Annotated in this window: 17 protein-coding genes; 7 read left to right on the top strand and 10 right to left on the bottom strand. The window is 71.5% G+C overall.

The features are described 5' to 3' along the window. Positions 1-77: 77 nt before the first annotated feature. A complete protein-coding gene (locus J3P31_RS03425; RefSeq protein WP_210527005.1) occupies positions 78-656 on the top strand; it encodes a nitroreductase family protein in 579 nt (192 codons plus the stop codon). Further along, positions 653-1339, top strand: coding sequence for an EI24 domain-containing protein (locus J3P31_RS03430; RefSeq protein ID WP_368373007.1), 687 nt, complete (start codon positions 653-655; stop codon positions 1337-1339). The genes J3P31_RS03425 and J3P31_RS03430 overlap by 4 nt, the downstream gene beginning before the upstream one ends. Here J3P31_RS03430 and J3P31_RS03435 read toward each other — a convergent pair. Together J3P31_RS03435 and mce are read right to left on the bottom strand one after the other, a co-directional pair. Beyond that, a complete protein-coding gene (locus tag J3P31_RS03435) occupies positions 1336-1617 on the bottom strand; it encodes a DUF1467 family protein (RefSeq protein ID WP_210527006.1) in 282 nt (93 codons plus the stop codon). The genes J3P31_RS03430 and J3P31_RS03435 overlap by 4 nt on opposite strands. A gap of 109 nt (positions 1618-1726) precedes the next feature. After that, entirely contained in the window at positions 1727-2131 is a 405-nt protein-coding gene (gene mce / locus J3P31_RS03440; protein WP_210527007.1) for a methylmalonyl-CoA epimerase, read from the bottom strand. 108 nt (positions 2132-2239) lie between these two features. Between mce and J3P31_RS03445 the strand changes: the two genes are divergently transcribed. Beyond that, complete coding sequence (locus tag J3P31_RS03445) at positions 2240-2929, top strand: response regulator (RefSeq protein WP_210527008.1); 690 nt, start codon at positions 2240-2242, stop codon at positions 2927-2929. Here J3P31_RS03445 and J3P31_RS03450 read toward each other — a convergent pair. Next, positions 2926-3639, bottom strand: a complete 714-nt coding sequence (locus J3P31_RS03450; RefSeq protein WP_210527009.1) for a GNAT family N-acetyltransferase — start codon at positions 3637-3639, stop codon at positions 2926-2928. The two genes, J3P31_RS03445 and J3P31_RS03450, sit on opposite strands and share 4 nt — an antisense overlap. A gap of 211 nt (positions 3640-3850) precedes the next feature. Here J3P31_RS03450 and J3P31_RS03455 point away from each other — a divergent pair, with 211 nt between their 5' ends. Then, positions 3851-4126: a hypothetical protein gene (locus tag J3P31_RS03455; protein WP_210527010.1), complete on the top strand. Its 276-nt coding sequence runs from the start codon at positions 3851-3853 to the stop codon at positions 4124-4126. A gap of 381 nt (positions 4127-4507) precedes the next feature. On the opposite strand, the gene aspS is transcribed toward J3P31_RS03455, so the two are convergent. The 3 genes from aspS to J3P31_RS03470 all read right to left on the bottom strand — a co-directional run bounded on the left by aspS (position 4508) and on the right by J3P31_RS03470 (position 8074). Further along, complete coding sequence (aspS, locus tag J3P31_RS03460; RefSeq protein ID WP_210527011.1) at positions 4508-6289, bottom strand: aspartate--tRNA ligase; 1782 nt, start codon at positions 6287-6289, stop codon at positions 4508-4510. Positions 6290-6354: 65 nt separating this feature from the next. After that, complete coding sequence (locus J3P31_RS03465; RefSeq protein WP_210527012.1) at positions 6355-6957, bottom strand: aminotransferase class IV family protein; 603 nt, start codon at positions 6955-6957, stop codon at positions 6355-6357. Then, the gene (locus J3P31_RS03470) at positions 6950-8074 is read right to left on the bottom strand and encodes an aminodeoxychorismate synthase component I (protein WP_210527013.1); all 1125 of its coding nucleotides are present in this window, start codon (positions 8072-8074) and stop codon (positions 6950-6952) included. The genes J3P31_RS03465 and J3P31_RS03470 overlap by 8 nt, the downstream gene beginning before the upstream one ends. A 126-nt stretch (positions 8075-8200) precedes the next feature. Between J3P31_RS03470 and J3P31_RS03475 the strand changes: the two genes are divergently transcribed. Then, entirely contained in the window at positions 8201-9799 is a 1599-nt protein-coding gene (locus J3P31_RS03475) for an amino acid permease (RefSeq protein WP_210527014.1), read from the top strand. A gap of 48 nt (positions 9800-9847) precedes the next feature. Here the strand turns inward: J3P31_RS03475 and J3P31_RS03480 are convergent, their stop codons facing one another. Further along, on the bottom strand, positions 9848-10654 hold the full coding sequence (locus tag J3P31_RS03480; RefSeq protein ID WP_210527015.1) for a class I SAM-dependent methyltransferase: 807 nt from the start codon (positions 10652-10654) through the stop codon (positions 9848-9850). A gap of 155 nt (positions 10655-10809) precedes the next feature. Here J3P31_RS03480 and carB point away from each other — a divergent pair, with 155 nt between their 5' ends. Further along, complete coding sequence (carB, locus tag J3P31_RS03485) at positions 10810-14139, top strand: carbamoyl-phosphate synthase large subunit (RefSeq protein ID WP_210527016.1); 3330 nt, start codon at positions 10810-10812, stop codon at positions 14137-14139. Between the two features lie 98 nt (positions 14140-14237). Then, positions 14238-14819: a thymidine kinase gene (locus J3P31_RS03490; RefSeq protein WP_210527017.1), complete on the top strand. Its 582-nt coding sequence runs from the start codon at positions 14238-14240 to the stop codon at positions 14817-14819. A gap of 44 nt (positions 14820-14863) precedes the next feature. Here the strand turns inward: J3P31_RS03490 and J3P31_RS03495 are convergent, their stop codons facing one another. The 3 genes from J3P31_RS03495 to proC are packed head-to-tail and all read right to left on the bottom strand — an operon-like array spanning position 14864 to position 16964. After that, positions 14864-15811: a 2-hydroxyacid dehydrogenase gene (locus tag J3P31_RS03495; RefSeq protein ID WP_210527265.1), complete on the bottom strand. Its 948-nt coding sequence runs from the start codon at positions 15809-15811 to the stop codon at positions 14864-14866. Positions 15812-15819: 8 nt separating this feature from the next. After that, the gene (locus J3P31_RS03500) at positions 15820-16161 is read right to left on the bottom strand and encodes a tRNA-binding protein (RefSeq protein WP_210527018.1); all 342 of its coding nucleotides are present in this window, start codon (positions 16159-16161) and stop codon (positions 15820-15822) included. Further along, positions 16158-16964, bottom strand: a complete 807-nt coding sequence (gene proC / locus J3P31_RS03505) for a pyrroline-5-carboxylate reductase (RefSeq protein ID WP_210527019.1) — start codon at positions 16962-16964, stop codon at positions 16158-16160. The genes J3P31_RS03500 and proC overlap by 4 nt, the downstream gene beginning before the upstream one ends. Between the last annotated feature and the right edge of the window lie 27 nt (positions 16965-16991).

The following is a 16991-nucleotide window of genomic DNA, read 5'->3' on the forward strand; positions in this document are numbered from 1 at the left end:
GTGCGGGATCGGACTGCGCCCTTCCCACCCGGCCTCGGCGTCGCTACCTCATCCCCGACCCATCCGAAGGACCCAAGATGCCCGAAAAGAACCCCGCCGCGCTCGACTTCCTGCTGTCGCGCCGCTCGCGCCCCGCGCGGACCCTGGGCCTCCCCATCCCCTCGCCCGAGGAGGTGACGCAGCTCCTCGCCGCCGCGACCCGCGTGCCCGACCACGGCAAGCTCGAGCCCTGGCGCTTCCTGGTCCTCACCCGGCCGGCGACCGACCGCCTGGCCCGGCTGGTCGAGGCGCGCGGCCCCGCCCTGGGCATCGAGCCCGACAAGATCGCCAAGTCCGCCTCCCAGTATTCCATGGCCGACCTCGCCATCGTCGTGATCCAGGTGCCCCGGCCCACCGAGAAGGTGCCGCTGATCGAGCAAACCTACTCCGCCGGGGCCGTCTGCCTGGGCCTCCTCAACGCCGCGACCGCGGCGGGCTACGGGGCGAACTGGCTCACCGGCTGGCCCACCTACGACGAAACCTTCGTGCGCGACGGCCTGGGCCTCGCCCCCGGCGAAACCGTCGCCGGCCTCATCCACATCGGCACCCCCACCATGGAGGCGCCCGACCGGCCGCGCCCCGACCTGGGCCGGCTCGTGACCTGGGTCCGGTCGTGATCCGGGACATCTCGCTCGCGCTCGCGCAGATGGGGGACCCGCGCTTCCAGCGGGTCGTCTGGCGGGGCGTGGGGCTGGCGGTGCTGCTGCTGGCCGCCCTGTCGGGGGGGCTTCTCTGGCTGCTCCAGTGGCTCCTGCCCGACGACGTGGCCCTGCCCTGGATCGGCGACGTGACCTGGCTCGACGACCTCGCCGGATGGACGCTCGTGCCGGTGCTGCTGGTCCTGTCGGTGGTCCTGATGGTCCCGGTCGCCTCGGCGATGACCTCGCTCTTCCTCGACGAGGTGGCCGAGGCCGTGGAGGACCGGCACTACCCCGGCCTGCCCCGCGTCCGGCCGCAGGGCTGGGGCGAGGCGCTGCGCGAATCGCTCGGCGCCTTCGGCGTGGTGCTCCTGGCCAATGCCGTGGCCCTGATCGCCTACCTCGTGCTCGCGCCCTTCGCGCCGCTGATCTTCATCGCGCTGAACGGCTTCCTGCTCGGGCGCGAGTACTTCCAGGTCGCCGCGCTCCGCCGCGAAGGCGCCGAGGGCGCCAGGCGGATGCTGCGGGCCAACCGCGGACGGATCTGGCTGGCCGGATGCCTCATGGCGATCCCGCTCTTCGTGCCGATCCTGAACCTGATCGTGCCGCCCCTAGGCGCGGCGGCCTTCACCCACCTCTACCACCGCCTCAAGAGGCGCTAGTTCACCTGCTCGGGGTCCATGCGGCCGAACCAGTCCAGGTCGCGGACGCCCCAGGGCCCCCAGATCAGCATGGCCGACAGCCCGGCCCAGATGACGACGGCCCAGATCGTGGTGATCCGCATCTTGCGCCCCAGGTCGAATTCGTGCGGCGAGGAGGCGTGCGTGCCGGGCACGATCTGCCCCGCATCGCCCTGCGTGACGTTGCCGAGCGGCAGCACGATGAAGAACACCATGAACCAGGTGACGGCAAACAGGACGATGGCGCCGGTGATGCTCATGGAAACCTCGCTGAGACCACGCCGCACATACGCGTTCCGCCCGCCGGGGCCAAGGCGCGACGGTGCCGCAGGCCCTCCACTTCGGGCCCGCTACCCCAGACCCGCCGCCTCAGGCCTGCTCGAGCTCGACCAGCGTGCCGTTGAAGTCCTTGGGATGCAGGAACAGGACCGGCTTGCCATGCGCCCCGATCCGGGGCTCCCCTCCGCCCAGCACGCGCGCGCCGGTGGCCAGCAGGCGATCCCGCGCGGCCAGGAGGTCCTCGACCTCGTAGCAGATGTGGTGGATGCCCCCGGCGGCGTTCTTCACGAGGAACCCGTCGACCGGGCTCCCCTCGCCCAGGGGCTCCAGCAGCTCCACCTTGGTGTTGGGCAGCGTCACGAAGACCACCCGGACCCCGTGCTCGGGCAGGTCCTGCGGCGGCCCGACCTCGGCCCCCAGGGCGTCGCGGTAGCGGGCCACGGCCTCCGCGAGGTCGGGCACCACGATCGCCACATGATTCAGTCGTCCGATCATGGCCCGATTTCGTCCCAGGCCCGCGCCAAAGGCAAGCCGCTTGTGATTAACCGGACATTCACCACGAGCGGCGAAAACCGACGAAAGGATAGACAAGGACGATTCGCCATGGGCAGCCTGGACGATTTCCGGCCCTACCGCATTCCCCCGGCCGACCAGCCCCTGGCCGGCCGCACCCTCCTCCTGGTCGAGGACAGCCGCCTCGCCTCCGAGGCGATCCGCCTGCTCTGCCGCCAGTCGGGCGGCCGCCTCCGCCGCGCCGACAGCCTCGCCACCGCCGAACGCCACCTGCGGGGCTACCGGCCCGACGTTGCGGTGGTGGACCTCCACCTGCCCGACGGCTCGGGCCTCGACCTGATCCGCCGGCTGGACCAGGCCCGCCCCCGCATCGACGTCCTCCTGGGGCTGAGCGGGGAGTCCGGCCTGGCCGAGGCCGCCCTGCGCGCCGGGGCCGACGGCTTCCTCCCCAAGCCCGTCGGCCTCGCCGCCTTCCAGGCCATGGTCCTGTCCCGCCTGCCCGCGGACTGCCAGCCCGGCGCGCGGCGGGCCGTGCCGGCCAGCGATCCGCCCCCCGACCCGACCGCCCTGCGGGAGGATCTCGCCCACGCCGCCCACCTCCTCGCGCAGGAGGAGCCGCCGCTCGACTACGTCACGCGCTTCCTGGGCGGGGTGGCCCGCGGCGCCGGGGATCGCATCCTGGCCAATGCCGCGCGGGCGGCGCATCGGGGCGAGGGCTCGGCAGTGGCCCCCCTGCTCCGCCTCGTGCGGGACCGCCTGGGCGACGGCCCGGCGCTCTAGCCCTGCACCGGGTCCCGGGCCGCCAGCAGCGGCGCGGTCAGGGACGAGAGCGCCACCCGCTGCCGCCCCTCGGCGTCGAAGTTCGCCGGATCGAGCCAGGCTCCGAACGCCGCCTTCAGCGCCGGCCATTCCTTGTCGATGGCGGCGAACCAGGCGGTGTCCCGGTTGCGCCCCCGCACCACCGTCGCCTGCCGGAAGATTCCTTCATGGGACAGCCCCAGCCGCTGCGCCGCGCGGCGCGAGGGCAGGTTCAGCGCATCGCACTTCCATTCGTAGCGGCGGTAGCCCGCATCGAAGGCCCAGCCCATCATCAGCACCATGGCCTCGGTCGCGGCGGGCGTCCGTTGCAGCGCGGGCGACAGGTTGATGTGGCCCACCTCGATGGACCCGGCCTCGGGCGTGATCCGCAGATAGCTCGCCACGCCGGACGCCCGCCCGGTGTCGAGGTCGCGGATGACATAGAAGAACGGGTCGGGCCGCCCGGCCATCCCCTCGGCCCAGGCCTGCCACTCCTCCTCCTGGGCAAAGGGGCCATAGGGCAGGTAGTTCCAGATCGCGTCCGACGCGCGGTTGGCCGCATGGACCTGATGGGCGTGCCGGGCCGGGTCCAGCCGCTCGAGCCGAACCCAGTGCCCGTCCATCACCTCCGGCCCGGGCCGGGGCGGCGGCGTCCAGTCGGGGACGGGGTCACCGAAACGGGGCTGGTCCATGGGGTCTCCTTGCGTTGCGGCGCAACCCTCGCCCGCCGACCGGCCCTCCGCAAGGGCGCGCTCCGTCCCGTCGCCGCCCCGAGGGGCCGCCCGGACCCTCGGCCCCGTCCGTCCAGGGGCAGGCCGGTCGACAGGTCCCGCGTCCCGGTCTATCCTTGGCCCACCGCGCGTCCCCGGCCCCGCGCCGGCGCCGCCCTACGGAGGCAGGCCCATGACCCCCCATCTTCGCTGGCGCGTCCTTCCCTGGGCCGGCGCCGCCCTTCTCCTCCTCGTCCCGGCCCTCGCCATGCGCGTCACCGACGAGGTCGCCTGGGGGCCCGAGGATTTCCTGGCCCTGGGGCTCCTTCTCGCCCTGGGCTGCGGCGCCTGGGAAATCGCCACGCGACGCCCGTCCCGGCGCGCCGTCGCCGCGCTCGTGATCCTGGGGGCGGTCCTTTATGTCTGGGCCGAACTGGCGGTGGGCGTCCTGACCGGCCTGGGCTCCTGACGCCCCGTTGATTCGCGCGGCCCGCCGGTCGCCGCGCCGGTTTCCCGCAGGCCCGCGCAACGCCCCGCGCCGGCCCCCCGCCGCCCTTGGCCCCATGAACCAGGGGGCCGTTGCGCGAACCGCGGCTCCAGCGTTCCCAGCCCTCGGACTCCGTTAATCCGTCCGCGCGATCCTGCCGGGGATCGGCCGTCCCACGCGGCCCCGACCGGACCCGAGGCCCAGCCCATGACCACCTGCGACGACCCCATCGAATGGATGCACGCCTATGGCTGCGACGACGGCTTCCTTGCCGTCGTCCGCCTCAACGCCAGCCGCACCCGGCAGCGAAACGCCCCCTGGCGCAGGCTTCTCGACCCGGAGCTTCGCCGGGCCTGGGACCGCCTACTTGGCCTCGGTGACGACCCGGAGCCCGAGCTCGCGCAGCTGCGCGGGCGTGGGCTCGCTGGGTGCGCCCATGAGGAGGTCCTCGGCCCGCTGGTTCATCGGGAACAGGATGACCTCGCGGATGTTCTGCTCGTCGGCGAGCAGCATGACCATCCGGTCGATGCCCGCCGCGCAGCCGCCGTGCGGGGGCGCGCCATAGCGGAAGGCGTTGACCATGCCGCCGAACCGCTTCTCGACTTCCGAATTGGGATAGCCCGCGATCTCGAAGGCCTTGAACATGATGTCCGGCCGGTGGTTGCGGATCCCGCCCGAGATCAGCTCGTAGCCGTTGCAGGCCAGGTCGTACTGGTAGGCCACGACCTCCAGCGGATCGCCCTCCAGCGCCTCGAGGCCCCCCTGCGGCATCGAGAACGGGTTGTGCGAGAAGTCGATCTTCCCGTCGTCGGTCTTCTCGTACATCGGGAAATCGACGATCCAGCAGAAGGCGAAGCGGTCCTTGTCGGTCAGCCCCAGCTCCTCGCCGATGACGGTCCGCGCCCGCCCGGCGATCTTCTCGAAGGTCTCGGGCTTGCCGCCCAGGAAGAAGGCCGCGTCGCCAAGCCCCAGGCCCAGCTGCGTGCGGATCGCCTCGGTCCGCTCGGGCCCCAGCGCCTTGGCCACGGGACCGGCGGCTTCCATGCCCGCGCCACCCTCGGCCTCGCGCCAGAAGATGTAGCCCATCCCCGGCAGCCCTTCCTTCTGCGCCCAGGCGTTCATGCGGTCGGCGAACTTGCGCGACCCGCCCTTGGGCGCGGGAATGGCGCGGACCTGCGTTCCCTCCTGCTCGAGGAGCTTGGCGAAGATCCCAAAGCCGCCGCCGGCGAAGTGCTCGCTCACGACCTGCATCTTGATCGGGTTCCGCAGGTCGGGCTTGTCGGTGCCGTACCAGAGCGCGGCGTCGCGGTAGGAGATCAGCGGCCAGTCGGCATCGACCTTGCGGCCCCCGCCGAACTCCTCGAACACGCCCTTGATAACCGGCTGGACCGTCGCGAAGACGTCCTCCTGCGTCACGAACGACATCTCCAGGTCGAGCTGGTAGAAGTCGGTGGGGCTGCGGTCGGCCCGCGGGTCCTCGTCGCGGAAGCAGGGCGCGATCTGGAAATAACGGTCGAAGCCCGACACCATGAGCAGCTGCTTGAACTGCTGTGGCGCCTGGGGCAGCGCGTAGAACTTGCCGGGATGGAGGCGGCTCGGCACGAGGAAGTCGCGCGCCCCCTCGGGCGAGGAGGCCGTGATGATCGGCGTCTGGTATTCGCGGAAGTTCTGGTCCCACATCCGCTGGCGGAGGCTGCGGACGACGTCGCTCCGCAGCGTCATCTTGCGCTGCATCTGCTCGCGCCGCAGGTCGAGGAAGCGGTAGCGGAGCCGCGTCTCCTCCGGGTATTCCTGGTCGCCGAAGACCTGGAGCGGCAGTTCGCCCGCCGGGCCCAGCACCTCGACCTCGCGGATGAAGACCTCGACCTCGCCGGTGGGGATCTTGGGGTTCACCAGCCCGGCGTCCCGCGCCTTGACCGTGCCGTCGATGCGGATGCACCACTCGGACCGCAGCTTCTCCACGTCCTTGAAGGCCGGGGAGTCGGGGTCCGCGAGGCACTGGGTCACGCCGTAATGGTCCCGCAGGTCCACGAACAGGATGCCGCCATGGTCGCGGACGCGGTGGACCCAGCCGGCCAGCCGCACGGTCTGTCCGACATCGGAGGCGCGCAGGTCGGCGCAGGTTTGGGTGCGGTAGCGGTGCATGGGCGGTCCTCCGGAACGGTCGGGCCGATCCATCGCAAAGGGCCGGGGAAGTCAAGCGGCGCGGGTCACGCGGCCATCTCCGCCGGGACGATCCCCCGCAGGGCATTGCCGACGGCCAGCCGCACCCGGGGCAGGTCGGCGACCGCCAGCACCTCCTCCTGGGCGCCCTGCTCCAGCATTTCCTCGCGCAGGATGCCCGGCAGGCACCCCGAGCCAAGTGGCGGGGTGCGCCAGCCCTCGCCCCGGTCGAAGAACAGGTTGGTGATGGTGCCCTCGCAGACCTCCCCCCGCTCGTTGGCGAAGATCCATTCGTCGATCCCGGGTGGAAGGGCGGCGCGCGCGCGGTCGTACAGGGCCCTGTTCGTGGTCTTGTGCCCGAGCCAGGGGTCCGCCGAGTCGAGCCGTTCGGGATGGAGCGCCACGCGCCAGAGCGGCGCCGGGGCGGGCAGCGGTCCTTCGGTGACGGCGAACCGCCCCGAGGGCGCCAGCGTCAGCCGCATCCGCGCGGGCGCGGTCCGCCCCTCCCGCAACGCCGCTTCGGCCGCGTCCCTGTCGAACGGCCAGCCCAGCGCGGCGGCCGAGCGGCCCATCCGCCCCAGGTGCCGCGCCTCCCGCACGGGTGCCGTCCCGTCCCAGGCAAGGGTCTCGATGAGGAGAAGGTCAGCCATCGAGCGCCGGCCCCACGAAGCGGGTCTTCCAGAGCGCCTCGTCCCATTCGCCCTGCGCCGTCGAATCGGCGACGATGCCGCCGCCCACGTTCAGCGTCACGTCCTGCCCCCGGATGCTGAGGGTCCGGATGGCGACCGAGAAATCGCAGGAGCCGTCCGGCGCCATCCATCCCACGGCGCCGCAATAGACACCGCGCGGATGCGGCTCGATCTCGCGGATGATCTGCATGGCACGGATCTTGGGCGCTCCGGTCACCGATCCGCAGGGGAACAGCGCAGGCATCAGCCGCGCGAGCGACGCGGGCTCGGCCAGCACCCCTTCCACCGTCGAGGTCATCTGGTGGACGGTGGCGTAGGGCTCGATGGCATAAAGCGCGGGGACGCGGACGCTGCCGGGCCGCGACAGGCGGCCGATGTCGTTGCGCAGCAGGTCCACGATCATCAGGTTCTCGGCCCGGGCCTTCTCGCTCGCCTGGAGTTCGGCGGCCAGGGCGGCGTCGCGCCGGGGATCGGGATCGCGCGGCGCGGTGCCCTTCATGGGGCGCGAGCCGATGCGCCCGGCCGCGTCCACCCGGAAGAACAGCTCGGGCGAGAGCGAGACCACCACGGGCCCGACGCCAAGGTCGGCAAAGGCGGCATGGCCCGGCCCGCCCGCCCCGCGCAGACGCCGGAACAGGTCGAGGGGCCGTCCGGTCAGCCGGGCCGACAGCGGGAAGGTCAGGTTCACCTGATAGCAGTCCCCGGCCGCGATATAGGCCAGGACCGAGGCGATGGCGCTGTCGTAGGCCCCGCGCGAGATCAGGGGCTCGGGCGGGCTGATCCAGGCCTCGCCCCCATCGAGGCCCTCGGCGGCCCCGGGCCCGTCCGGAAAGACCCCCATCGCCAGCAGCGGCCCGTCGCCGCGCAGGATGCCGGCCAGGCGCGGCTCGAAGGCGGCGCCTGCCTCGTAGGCGATCCAGCCCGCGACCCAGGCCCCTGCCGCCCGCGCCACATCCAGGCGGCGCAGGGCGGGCGCGACCTCCCCGGGCGAGGCCGCCGTCACCACCTCGCGCGCGGCGCTGAACCAGGCCGGACCGTTCGGGCCATGCTCAAGGAAAACGCGGGTCGGATCGGTCATTGGGCGCTAGCGGTCTATCAGGAAAGGAAATTCTCACGAGCATGCTTGCCGTTCGCGCAGGGCTCATGCTCACTAGCGGCAAGGCGGAACCGATAACCGCCGAAAAGGCAACAGGGGAGAACCACCTTGAGCGATTATTCGGACCACGACCGGCACGAGGACATCCAGCTCCTCCACGGCATGGGCTACGCGCAGGAGCTGGAGCGGTCGATGAGCCGCTTCTCGAACTTCGCGATCTCCTTTTCCATCATCTGCATCCTGTCGGGCGGCATCAACTCGCTGGGGCAGGCGACGGCGGGCGCGGGCGGCGCGGCGATCGGGATCGGCTGGCCGCTGGGCTGCCTGATCTCGGGCGTCTTCGCGCTGGGCCTCGCGCAGATCTCGTCCGCCTATCCGACGGCGGGCGGGCTCTACCACTGGGGCTCGATCCTGGGCAACCGCTTCACCGGCTGGCTGTCGGCCTGGCTGAACCTCCTGGGGCTCGTGACGGTGCTGGGGGCCATCAACGTCGGCACATTCTACTTCTTCTTCGGCGCCTTCGGGACGACCTTCGGGCTCGAGGACACGCTGGCCACGCGCGTGACCTTCGTGGCGGTCATCACCGCGGCGCAGGCGCTGGTGAACCATTTCGGCATCAAGCTCACGGCCAAGCTCACCGACTTCTCGGGCTACCTCATCCTCGTGACCGCGGCGCTTCTCACGCTGGCCTGCCTCTTCGCCGCCACCAGCTGGGACCTGAGCCGGCTCTGGACCTTCGCCAACTACACGGGCACCGAGGGCGCCAGCGCCGTCTGGCCCCAGACCACGGGCGGCCTGATGGCGTTCCTCCTGGGCCTGCTGCTGCCGATCTACACGATCACGGGCTATGACGCGTCGGCCCACACCTCGGAGGAGACGATCAAGGCCTCGACCTCGGTGCCGCGGGGCATGGTCTCGGCGGTCCTGTGGTCGAGCCTTGCGGGCTGGGTCATGCTGTCGGCCTTCGTTCTCATGATCCCGAACATGGACGAGGCCGCCGCGCAGGGCTGGAACGTGTTCTTCTGGGCCATGGACAGCCAGATGAACCCGGTCGTGCGGACCCTCCTCTACATCGCGATCTTCGTGTGCCAGTTCCTTTGCGGGCTCGCGACCGTGACCTCGGCGTCGCGGATGCTGTTCGCCTTTGCGCGGGACAACGGCGTGCCGCTGGCGTCCCGGCCCCTGGCCACCGTGAGCCCCGCGCACCGCACCCCGGTCGCCTCGATCTGGACGGCCTCGATCCTGTCGGTGCTGTTCGTGTGGTTCACCTCGGCCATCACCATCGCCGGCACGCCCGCCTATTCGATCGTGGTGTCCTGCACCGTGATCTTCCTGTTCCTGAGCTTCGCGCTGCCCATCGTGCTGGGCCTGATCGCCATCGGCGGGCCGAAATGGCCGCGCATGGGGCCGTGGAACATGGGGATCGGCGCCTACAAGGTGGTCGCCGTCCTGGTGATCCTGGCCATGCTGCTGATCTTCTTCATCGGGGTGCAGCCGCCGAACGACTGGGCTCTGGAGATCACGCTTGGCTTCATCGTGCTGGCGCTGGTCATCTGGATGCTGGTCGAGAACCGACGCTTCAAGGGCCCGCCGATCGGCGACGAGATCGCGCGGCGGCAGGCGGCCATCGCGGCGGCCGAGGCGGTCGTGGGCGAGGCTTCGGCCAGCGGCGCCCCTGCCGGCCGCCCGGCCGGGCAGCGGGGCTGACCCCTAGCGGGCCGACCCAGGGCCGGGGCGATCCCCGGCCCGTGTCCGTCAGGCGCTGGCCCGGAAGGCCCAGGCCCGCGCCTTGAGGCGGATGGGCCCGCCCACCCCCGCGCCCAGATCGCTGGCCAGGCGGTTGCGCAGGCGGGCGCGGGCCTCGGAGGGCAGGCTGTCGCAGTAGCCGGGCGCCGGGCCCGCGCCCCCCAGGAACGGCTCCCAGAAGTCCTCGAAGGAGGCGAAGACCGTCGGCACCTCGATGCCGAGGCTGACCACGTCCCGGAACCCCGCCCCGGAGACCAGGGCCGACAGGTCCCGGCGCGTGCAGAACGGGAAGCGCTGCCCCTCGGTCAGGGCCTGCGCGGCGGGGTCGATGGCCACGGCGGCCGTCCAGAAGGCGCGCAGGAACTCGAGGCCGCCGTCGGGATAATCCCAGACGTAAAAGGCCAGCGTTCCCCCGGGCCGCAGGATCTCCCTCCAGGCGGACAGGGCGGCGGGCCGGTCGGGCAGGAAGTTCAGGAGGAGCCCCGAGGCGACCACGTCCCGGCTGGCGGGGCCAAGCCCCGGCGCGGCCGCGTCGCCCACCCGGAGGTCCACCCTGTCCTCGGCCAGAGTCCGGCGCGCGCGGGCCACGAAGGGCTCGGACCGGTCCAGGGCCACCAGGCTGCGGGGCCGCGCCTGGGCGGCGATCACGCCGGTCAGCGCCCCCGTGCCGCAGCCCAGCTCCAGCCAGTCGAGGCCGGGCGCCGGATCCAGCCAGTCCAGGAAGCGGGGCGCGATCTCGCGGCTCCAGCGGCCCATGTAGGTGTCGTAGCTCTGGCCCTGGGTCCAGGCGTCGAAGCGGGTCGAGGCAGTGGTCATGCACGTCGTCCCAGCCAGGGAGGGTGCGTGGCAGTATGTCACAACCGCTCCGGTCCGGGAACATCCGGTTTACCTTGGCGCAGGACCCTCCCCCGGCCTTGCGGTCGGACGTCCCATGTCTATAAGCGCGTCAATTTGCGCGAAGGGTGGGGACAATGCCGAAGCGGACCGACATCAAATCCATCATGATCATCGGCGCGGGCCCCATCGTCATCGGGCAGGCCTGCGAGTTCGACTATTCCGGCGCACAGGCCTGCAAGGCGCTGCGCGAGGAAGGCTACCGGGTCGTCCTGGTGAACTCCAATCCCGCGACGATCATGACCGATCCGGGGCTGGCCGACGCCACCTACATCGAGCCCATCACCCCCGACGTCGTCGCCAAGATCATCGAGAAGGAACGTCCCGACGCGCTGCTGCCCACCATGGGCGGGCAGACCGGGCTGAACACCTCCCTCGCGCTGGCCGACATGGGCGTGCTGGAGAAGTTCGGGGTGGAGCTGATCGGCGCCAACCGCGAGGCCATCGAGATGGCCGAGGACCGCAAGCTGTTCCGCGAGGCGATGGACCGCATCGGCCTGGAGAATCCCAAGGCCGAGATCATCACCGCGCCCAAGAACGCGGACGGCAAGCGTGACCTTTCCGCGGGCGTGGCCCTGGCCATGGACGCGCTGGAGCGCATCGGCCTGCCCGCCATCATCCGCCCCGCCTTCACGCTGGGCGGCACGGGGGGCGGCGTCGCCTACAACCGCGCCGAATACGAGCATTACTGCCGGACGGGGATGGACGCCTCGCCGGTCGGGCAGATCCTGGTCGACGAGTCGCTGCTGGGCTGGAAGGAATACGAGATGGAGGTGGTCCGCGACCGCGCGGACAACGCCATCATCGTCTGCTCCATCGAGAACGTGGACCCGATGGGCGTCCACACCGGCGATTCGATCACCGTCGCCCCGGCGCTGACGCTGACCGACAAGGAATACCAGGAGATGCGCAACGGCTCGATCGCCGTGCTGCGCGAGATCGGGGTGGAAACGGGCGGCTCGAACGTCCAGTGGGCCATCAACCCCGCGGACGGCCGCATGGTCGTGATCGAGATGAACCCGCGGGTGTCGCGGTCGTCCGCGCTGGCGTCCAAGGCCACGGGCTTTCCGATCGCCAAGGTCGCGGCCAAGCTGGCGGTCGGCTATACGCTCGACGAGCTCGACAACGACATCACCAAGGTCACGCCCGCCTCCTTCGAGCCGACCATCGACTATGTCGTGACCAAGATCCCGCGGTTCGCCTTCGAGAAGTTCCCCGGCGCCAAGCCCGAGCTGACCACCGCCATGAAGTCGGTGGGCGAGGTCATGGCCATCGGGCGGACCATTCACGAATCGCTCCAGAAGGCGCTGGCGTCGATGGAAACGGGGCTGACCGGCTTCGACGAGGTCGCCATCCCCGGCGCGCCCGAGAAGTCGGCGGTGGTCGCGGCGCTGACCAAGGCCACGCCGGACCGGCTGCGGACCATCGCGCAGGCGATGCGGCACGGGCTGTCCGACGACGAGATCAACGCCGCCACCAAGTACGACCCCTGGTTCCTGGCCCGCATCCGCGAGATCATCGAGGCCGAGGCCCGCATCCGCAAGGACGGGCTGCCGGTGACCGAGGACGGGCTGCGGCGGCTCAAGATGATGGGCTTCACCGACGCGCGGCTCGCCAAGCTCACGGGCCGCGACGAAGGCCAGGTGCGGCGCGCCCGCGAACGGCTGGGCGTGCGGGCGGTGTTCAAGCGCATCGACACCTGCGGCGCCGAGTTCGAGGCGCAGACCCCCTACATGTATTCGACCTACGAAGTCCCCGCGATGGGCGAGGTCGAGGACGAGGCGCGCCCCTCGGAGGCCAAAAAGGTCGTCATCCTCGGCGGCGGACCCAACCGGATCGGCCAGGGGATCGAGTTCGACTACTGCTGCTGCCACGCCTGCTTTGCGCTGAGCGAGGCCGGCTACGAGACCATCATGGTCAACTGCAACCCCGAGACGGTCAGCACCGACTACGACACCTCGGACCGGCTCTACTTCGAGCCCGTCACCTTCGAGCATGTCATGGAGATCCTGCGGGTGGAGCGGGAGCGCGGCACGCTGCACGGCGTGATCGTGCAGTTCGGCGGCCAGACGCCGCTGAAGCTCGCCAATGCCTTGGAGGAAGCGGGCATCCCGATCCTGGGGACCACGCCGGACGCCATCGACCTTGCCGAGGACCGGGAGCGGTTCCAGCAGCTCGTGGAGCGGCTGGGCCTCAAGCAGCCGGTGAACGGCATCGCCTCCTCGCCCGAGCAGGCCTTCGCCATCGCCGAGAAGATCGGCTTTCCGCTGGTGATCCGCCCCTCCTACGTGCTGGGCGGCCGCGCCATGGAGATCGTGCGCGACCAGGACCAGCTGGCCCGCTACATCCGCGAGGCGGTGAACGTGTCGGGCGACAGCCCGGTGCTGCTGGACAGCTACCTGTCGGGCGCGACCGAGGTGGACGTGGACGCGCTCTGCGACGGGACGCGGGTCCATGTCGCGGGCATCATGCAGCATATCGAGGAGGCCGGGGTCCATTCCGGCGATTCGGCCTGCTGCCTGCCGCCGCACACCCTGGAGCCCGAGATCATCGAGGAGATCCGCACGCAGACCGAGGCGCTGGCCCTGGCGCTGCAGGTCGTGGGCCTGATGAACGTGCAGTTCGCGGTCAAGGACGGGGTGGTTTACCTTCTGGAGGTGAACCCGCGCGCCTCGCGCACGGTGCCCTTCGTGGCCAAGGCGACGGACAGCGCCATCGCCTCGATCGCCGCGCGGCTGATGGCGGGGGAAACGCTCGACGCCTTCCCGCTGCGCGAGCCCTATCCGAACGCGAGCTACGACACGCCCCTGCCCTATGCCGACCCGATGACGCTGGCCGACCCGGCGATGCCGTGGTTCAGCGTCAAGGAGGCGGTGCTGCCCTTTGCCCGCTTCCCCGGCGTGGACACGATCCTGGGGCCCGAGATGCGCTCCACCGGCGAGGTCATGGGCTGGGACCGGTCGTTCGAGCGGGCCTTCCTCAAGGCGCAGATGGGCGCGGGCGTGCAGCTGCCGCGCGAGGGGCGGGTCTTCGTGTCCGTCAAGGACGCCGACAAGGGCCCGGCCATGCGCGAGGCCTGCGAGGTGCTGTCCAGGCTGGGCTTCCAGATCGTCGCCACGCGCGGCACGGGGTCGTGGCTGGAAGGGCACGGCATCCCCTGCGAGATCGTCAACAAGGTCTATGAGGGCGGGCTGACCATCGTGGACCGCCTCAAGGACGGGCACATCGCGCTGGTGATGAACACCACCGAGGGCACGCAGGCGGTGAGCGACAGCCGCGACATCCGCGCCGCGGCGCTGTCGGAGCGTATCCCCTACTTCACCACCGCGGCGGGCGCCCATGCGGCGGCGCTGGCGATCCGCGCCCGCGAAGAGGGCGAGGTCGGGGTCCGGGCGCTGCAGGCGTAACGCGGCCCCAAGCCCCTCATCGACACAACAGGCGGGGCGGTCGCAGGGCCGCCCCGTTCGCCCGTTCACGGACCCCCTTGCCCCGGGAGTGCCCCGCCATGGCCAAGCTGCACTTCAACTATTCGACCATGAACGCGGGGAAGAGCACGATCCTCCTCCAGGCGTCGTACAACTACAACGAACGCGGGATGGCGACCTATCTGCTGACCGCGCGGTTGGACACGCGGGCGGGCCGGGGGCGCATCCGCAGCCGGATCGGCATCGAGGCGGAGGCCGACACCTACGGCCCCGAGGACGACCTGCAGGCGATGATCGCGGCGCGGCTGGCGGCGGGGCCCTGCGCCTGCGTCTTTGTCGACGAGGCGCAGTTCCTGGGCCCCGAGCAGGTCTGGCAGCTCGCGCGCGTCGTGGACGACCTGGGCGTGCCTGTCATGGCTTATGGGCTGCGGGTGGACTTCCGGGGGGAACTGTTCCCCGGCTCGGCCACGCTGCTCGCGCTGGCCGACGAGATGCGCGAGGTGCGGACCATCTGCCATTGCGGGCGCAAGGCGACGATGGTGGTGCGGCGCGATGCCCAGGGCCGCGCCTTCCGCGAGGGCCCGCAGGTCGAGATCGGCGGCAACGAACGCTACGAGTCGCTGTGCCGCCTGCATTACCGCGAGGCCGTCGGGGACCGCTGAGCCGGTCGGCGACGGGGGACCGCCGAGGGTCCCCCGGAGATGCGTCAGAGCGCGTTGGGCGGCCTGCGCCCTTCGGCGAAGGCCAGGAGGTTGTCGAGCGCCATCTGACCCATCGCCTCGCGCACGGTCTGGGTCGCGGTGCCGAGGTGGGGGAGCAGCACGGCGTTGTCGAGGGCGCGGAGGCGGGCGGGCACCTCGGGCTCGCGGGCATAGACGTCGAGGCCCGCGCCCCGGATGCGGCGGGTTTCGAGGGCGTCGATCAGTGCGTCCTCGTCCACCACGTCGCCGCGGGCGATGTTCACGAGGATCGCGGTGGGCTTCATCCGCTGGAACTCGGCCGCGCCGATCAGGCCCCGCGTCTCGGCCCCGCCGGGGACGGCGGTGACGACGATGTCGGACTGGCGCAGGAGGTCGTGGAGGTCAGGCACCTGCCGGGCGGGCAGGTCCACCGCCTTGGACGAGCGGTTGAAGTACAGGACCGGCATCCCGAAGCCGTGGTGGCAGCGCCGCGCGATGGCCTGCCCGATGCGGCCCATGCCGACGATGCCGACCGTCAGGCCGGTGACGTGGGTGCCCAGCATCTGCGTGGGCTCCCAGCCGGTCCACTGCCCGGCGCGGAGCATCCGCTCGCCTTCGCTGGCGCGGCGGCAGGTCATCAGGATCAGCATCAGCGCGATGTCGGCGGTGGCGTCGGTGACGGCGCCGGGCGTGTTGGTGACGGTGACCCCGGCGGCCTTGGCGGCGGCCACGTCGAGGTGGTTCACGCCCACGCCGAAGTTGGCGAGGATGCGGCAACGCACCGGGCCGCCCGCGAAGGATTCGGCGGTGAAGCGGTCGCCCAGCGTCGGCAGGATCGCGTCATAGTCGCGCAGCGCCCGGCTCGCCTCATCCGGCGAGAGGCCATGGTCGGCGTTGGCGAAGGTGGCGTCGAAGTGCTGCGCGGCGAAGGCCATGTTGGCCTCGGGCAGGCGGCGGGTGACGAGGAGCTTCAGGGGGAGCTTCAATGGAGGCGCCCTCCGGTGGGGACCTCGAGGCCCGGCTGGACGAGGACGACGGCGCCGTTCTCGTCGGGGAGGCCCAGGACCAGCACCTCGGAGATGAACTTGCCGATCTGGCGAGGCGGGAAGTTCACGACCGCAAGGACCTGCTGGCCCACCAGCGTTTCGGGCGCGTAGTGGACGGTGATCTGCGCGGAGGAGCGTTTTTCCCCGATCTCGGGCCCGAAATCGATCCAGAGCTTGATCGCGGGCTTGCGCGCCTCCGGGTAGGGTTCCGCCCGGGTGATGCGGCCCACGCGGACGTCCACGCGCAGGAAGTCGTCGAAGGTGATGGGGTCGGTCATGCGCGGCCCAGCTCCTCGCTGCGGTGGGCGGCGGCACGGACGGTGCGGCGGACGAGGTCGGGGAGTTCCGCCATCAGGACGCCAAGCCCGGCCTGCGTGGTGCCGTTGGGCGAGGTCACGTCGCGGCGAAGCTGGGCGGGGTCGGTGCCCGTCTCCTGCGCCAGCGCCCCCGCCCCGGCGACGGTGGCGCGGGCGAGCCGCAGCGACAGCTCGGGCGACAGGCCCTCGGCCTCGGCGGCGGCGGCCAGCGCCTCGATCAGGTGGAAGACATAGGCCGGGCCCGAGCCCGAGACGCCGGTCACTGCGTCCATCTGCGATTCGGAGTCGAGGCGCACGACCTCGCCCACGGCGGCCATCAGCGACTCCGCGAGGTCCATGTGCGCGGGCGTGGCCTGGGCGTTGCCGATCAGGGCGCTGATCCCGCGCCCGATGGCGGCGGGGGTGTTGGGCATCGCGCGGACGACGGGCGTGCCCGGGCCGAAGGCGGCCTCGAAGGCCGAAAGCGACGTCCCGGCGGCGATGGAAACCACGAGCGTCCGGCCCCCGCCCAGCGCGGTCATCGCAGGCAGCGCCGCGCCCATCATCTGCGGCTTGACGGCGACGAGGGCCACGGCGGGCGCCTCGGGCAAGGGGCCGTTCAGTGCTGCGCCGGTGGAGCGGAGCCAGTCGGAGGGCTGCGGCTCGATCACGTGGACGGCGGTGGGCGGCAGCCCCCCGGCCAGCCAGCCCCTGAGCAGCGCCGATCCCATCTTTCCGCAGCCCAGGAGCACGAGCCCCCGCGCCGCCACCTCGTCCAGTGCCATGTCAGTCCCCCGTTCCGGTCGGCGGGG

Source organism: Rubellimicrobium arenae (assembly GCF_017916275.1).
GTDB classification, from domain to species: domain Bacteria; phylum Pseudomonadota; class Alphaproteobacteria; order Rhodobacterales; family Rhodobacteraceae; genus Rubellimicrobium; species Rubellimicrobium arenae.

Excerpts from the sequence above, each read along its gene's own strand:
- J3P31_RS03425 (WP_210527005.1), top strand. The coding sequence starts at position 78 with ATGCCCGAAAAGAACCCCGCCGCGCTCGACTTCCTGCTGTCGCGCCGC.
- J3P31_RS03435 (WP_210527006.1), bottom strand. The coding sequence starts at position 1,617 with ATGAGCATCACCGGCGCCATCGTCCTGTTTGCCGTCACCTGGTTCATG.
- mce (WP_210527007.1), bottom strand. The coding sequence starts at position 2,131 with ATGATCGGACGACTGAATCATGTGGCGATCGTGGTGCCCGACCTCGCG.
- J3P31_RS03445 (WP_210527008.1), top strand. The coding sequence starts at position 2,240 with ATGGGCAGCCTGGACGATTTCCGGCCCTACCGCATTCCCCCGGCCGAC.
- J3P31_RS03450 (WP_210527009.1), bottom strand. The coding sequence starts at position 3,639 with ATGGACCAGCCCCGTTTCGGTGACCCCGTCCCCGACTGGACGCCGCCG.
- J3P31_RS03455 (WP_210527010.1), top strand. The coding sequence starts at position 3,851 with ATGACCCCCCATCTTCGCTGGCGCGTCCTTCCCTGGGCCGGCGCCGCC.
- aspS (WP_210527011.1), bottom strand. The coding sequence starts at position 6,289 with ATGCACCGCTACCGCACCCAAACCTGCGCCGACCTGCGCGCCTCCGAT.
- J3P31_RS03465 (WP_210527012.1), bottom strand. The coding sequence starts at position 6,957 with ATGGCTGACCTTCTCCTCATCGAGACCCTTGCCTGGGACGGGACGGCA.
- J3P31_RS03470 (WP_210527013.1), bottom strand. The coding sequence starts at position 8,074 with ATGACCGATCCGACCCGCGTTTTCCTTGAGCATGGCCCGAACGGTCCG.
- J3P31_RS03480 (WP_210527015.1), bottom strand. The coding sequence starts at position 10,654 with ATGACCACTGCCTCGACCCGCTTCGACGCCTGGACCCAGGGCCAGAGC.
- carB (WP_210527016.1), top strand. The coding sequence starts at position 10,810 with ATGCCGAAGCGGACCGACATCAAATCCATCATGATCATCGGCGCGGGC.
- J3P31_RS03490 (WP_210527017.1), top strand. The coding sequence starts at position 14,238 with ATGGCCAAGCTGCACTTCAACTATTCGACCATGAACGCGGGGAAGAGC.
- J3P31_RS03500 (WP_210527018.1), bottom strand. The coding sequence starts at position 16,161 with ATGACCGACCCCATCACCTTCGACGACTTCCTGCGCGTGGACGTCCGC.
- proC (WP_210527019.1), bottom strand. The coding sequence starts at position 16,964 with ATGGCACTGGACGAGGTGGCGGCGCGGGGGCTCGTGCTCCTGGGCTGC.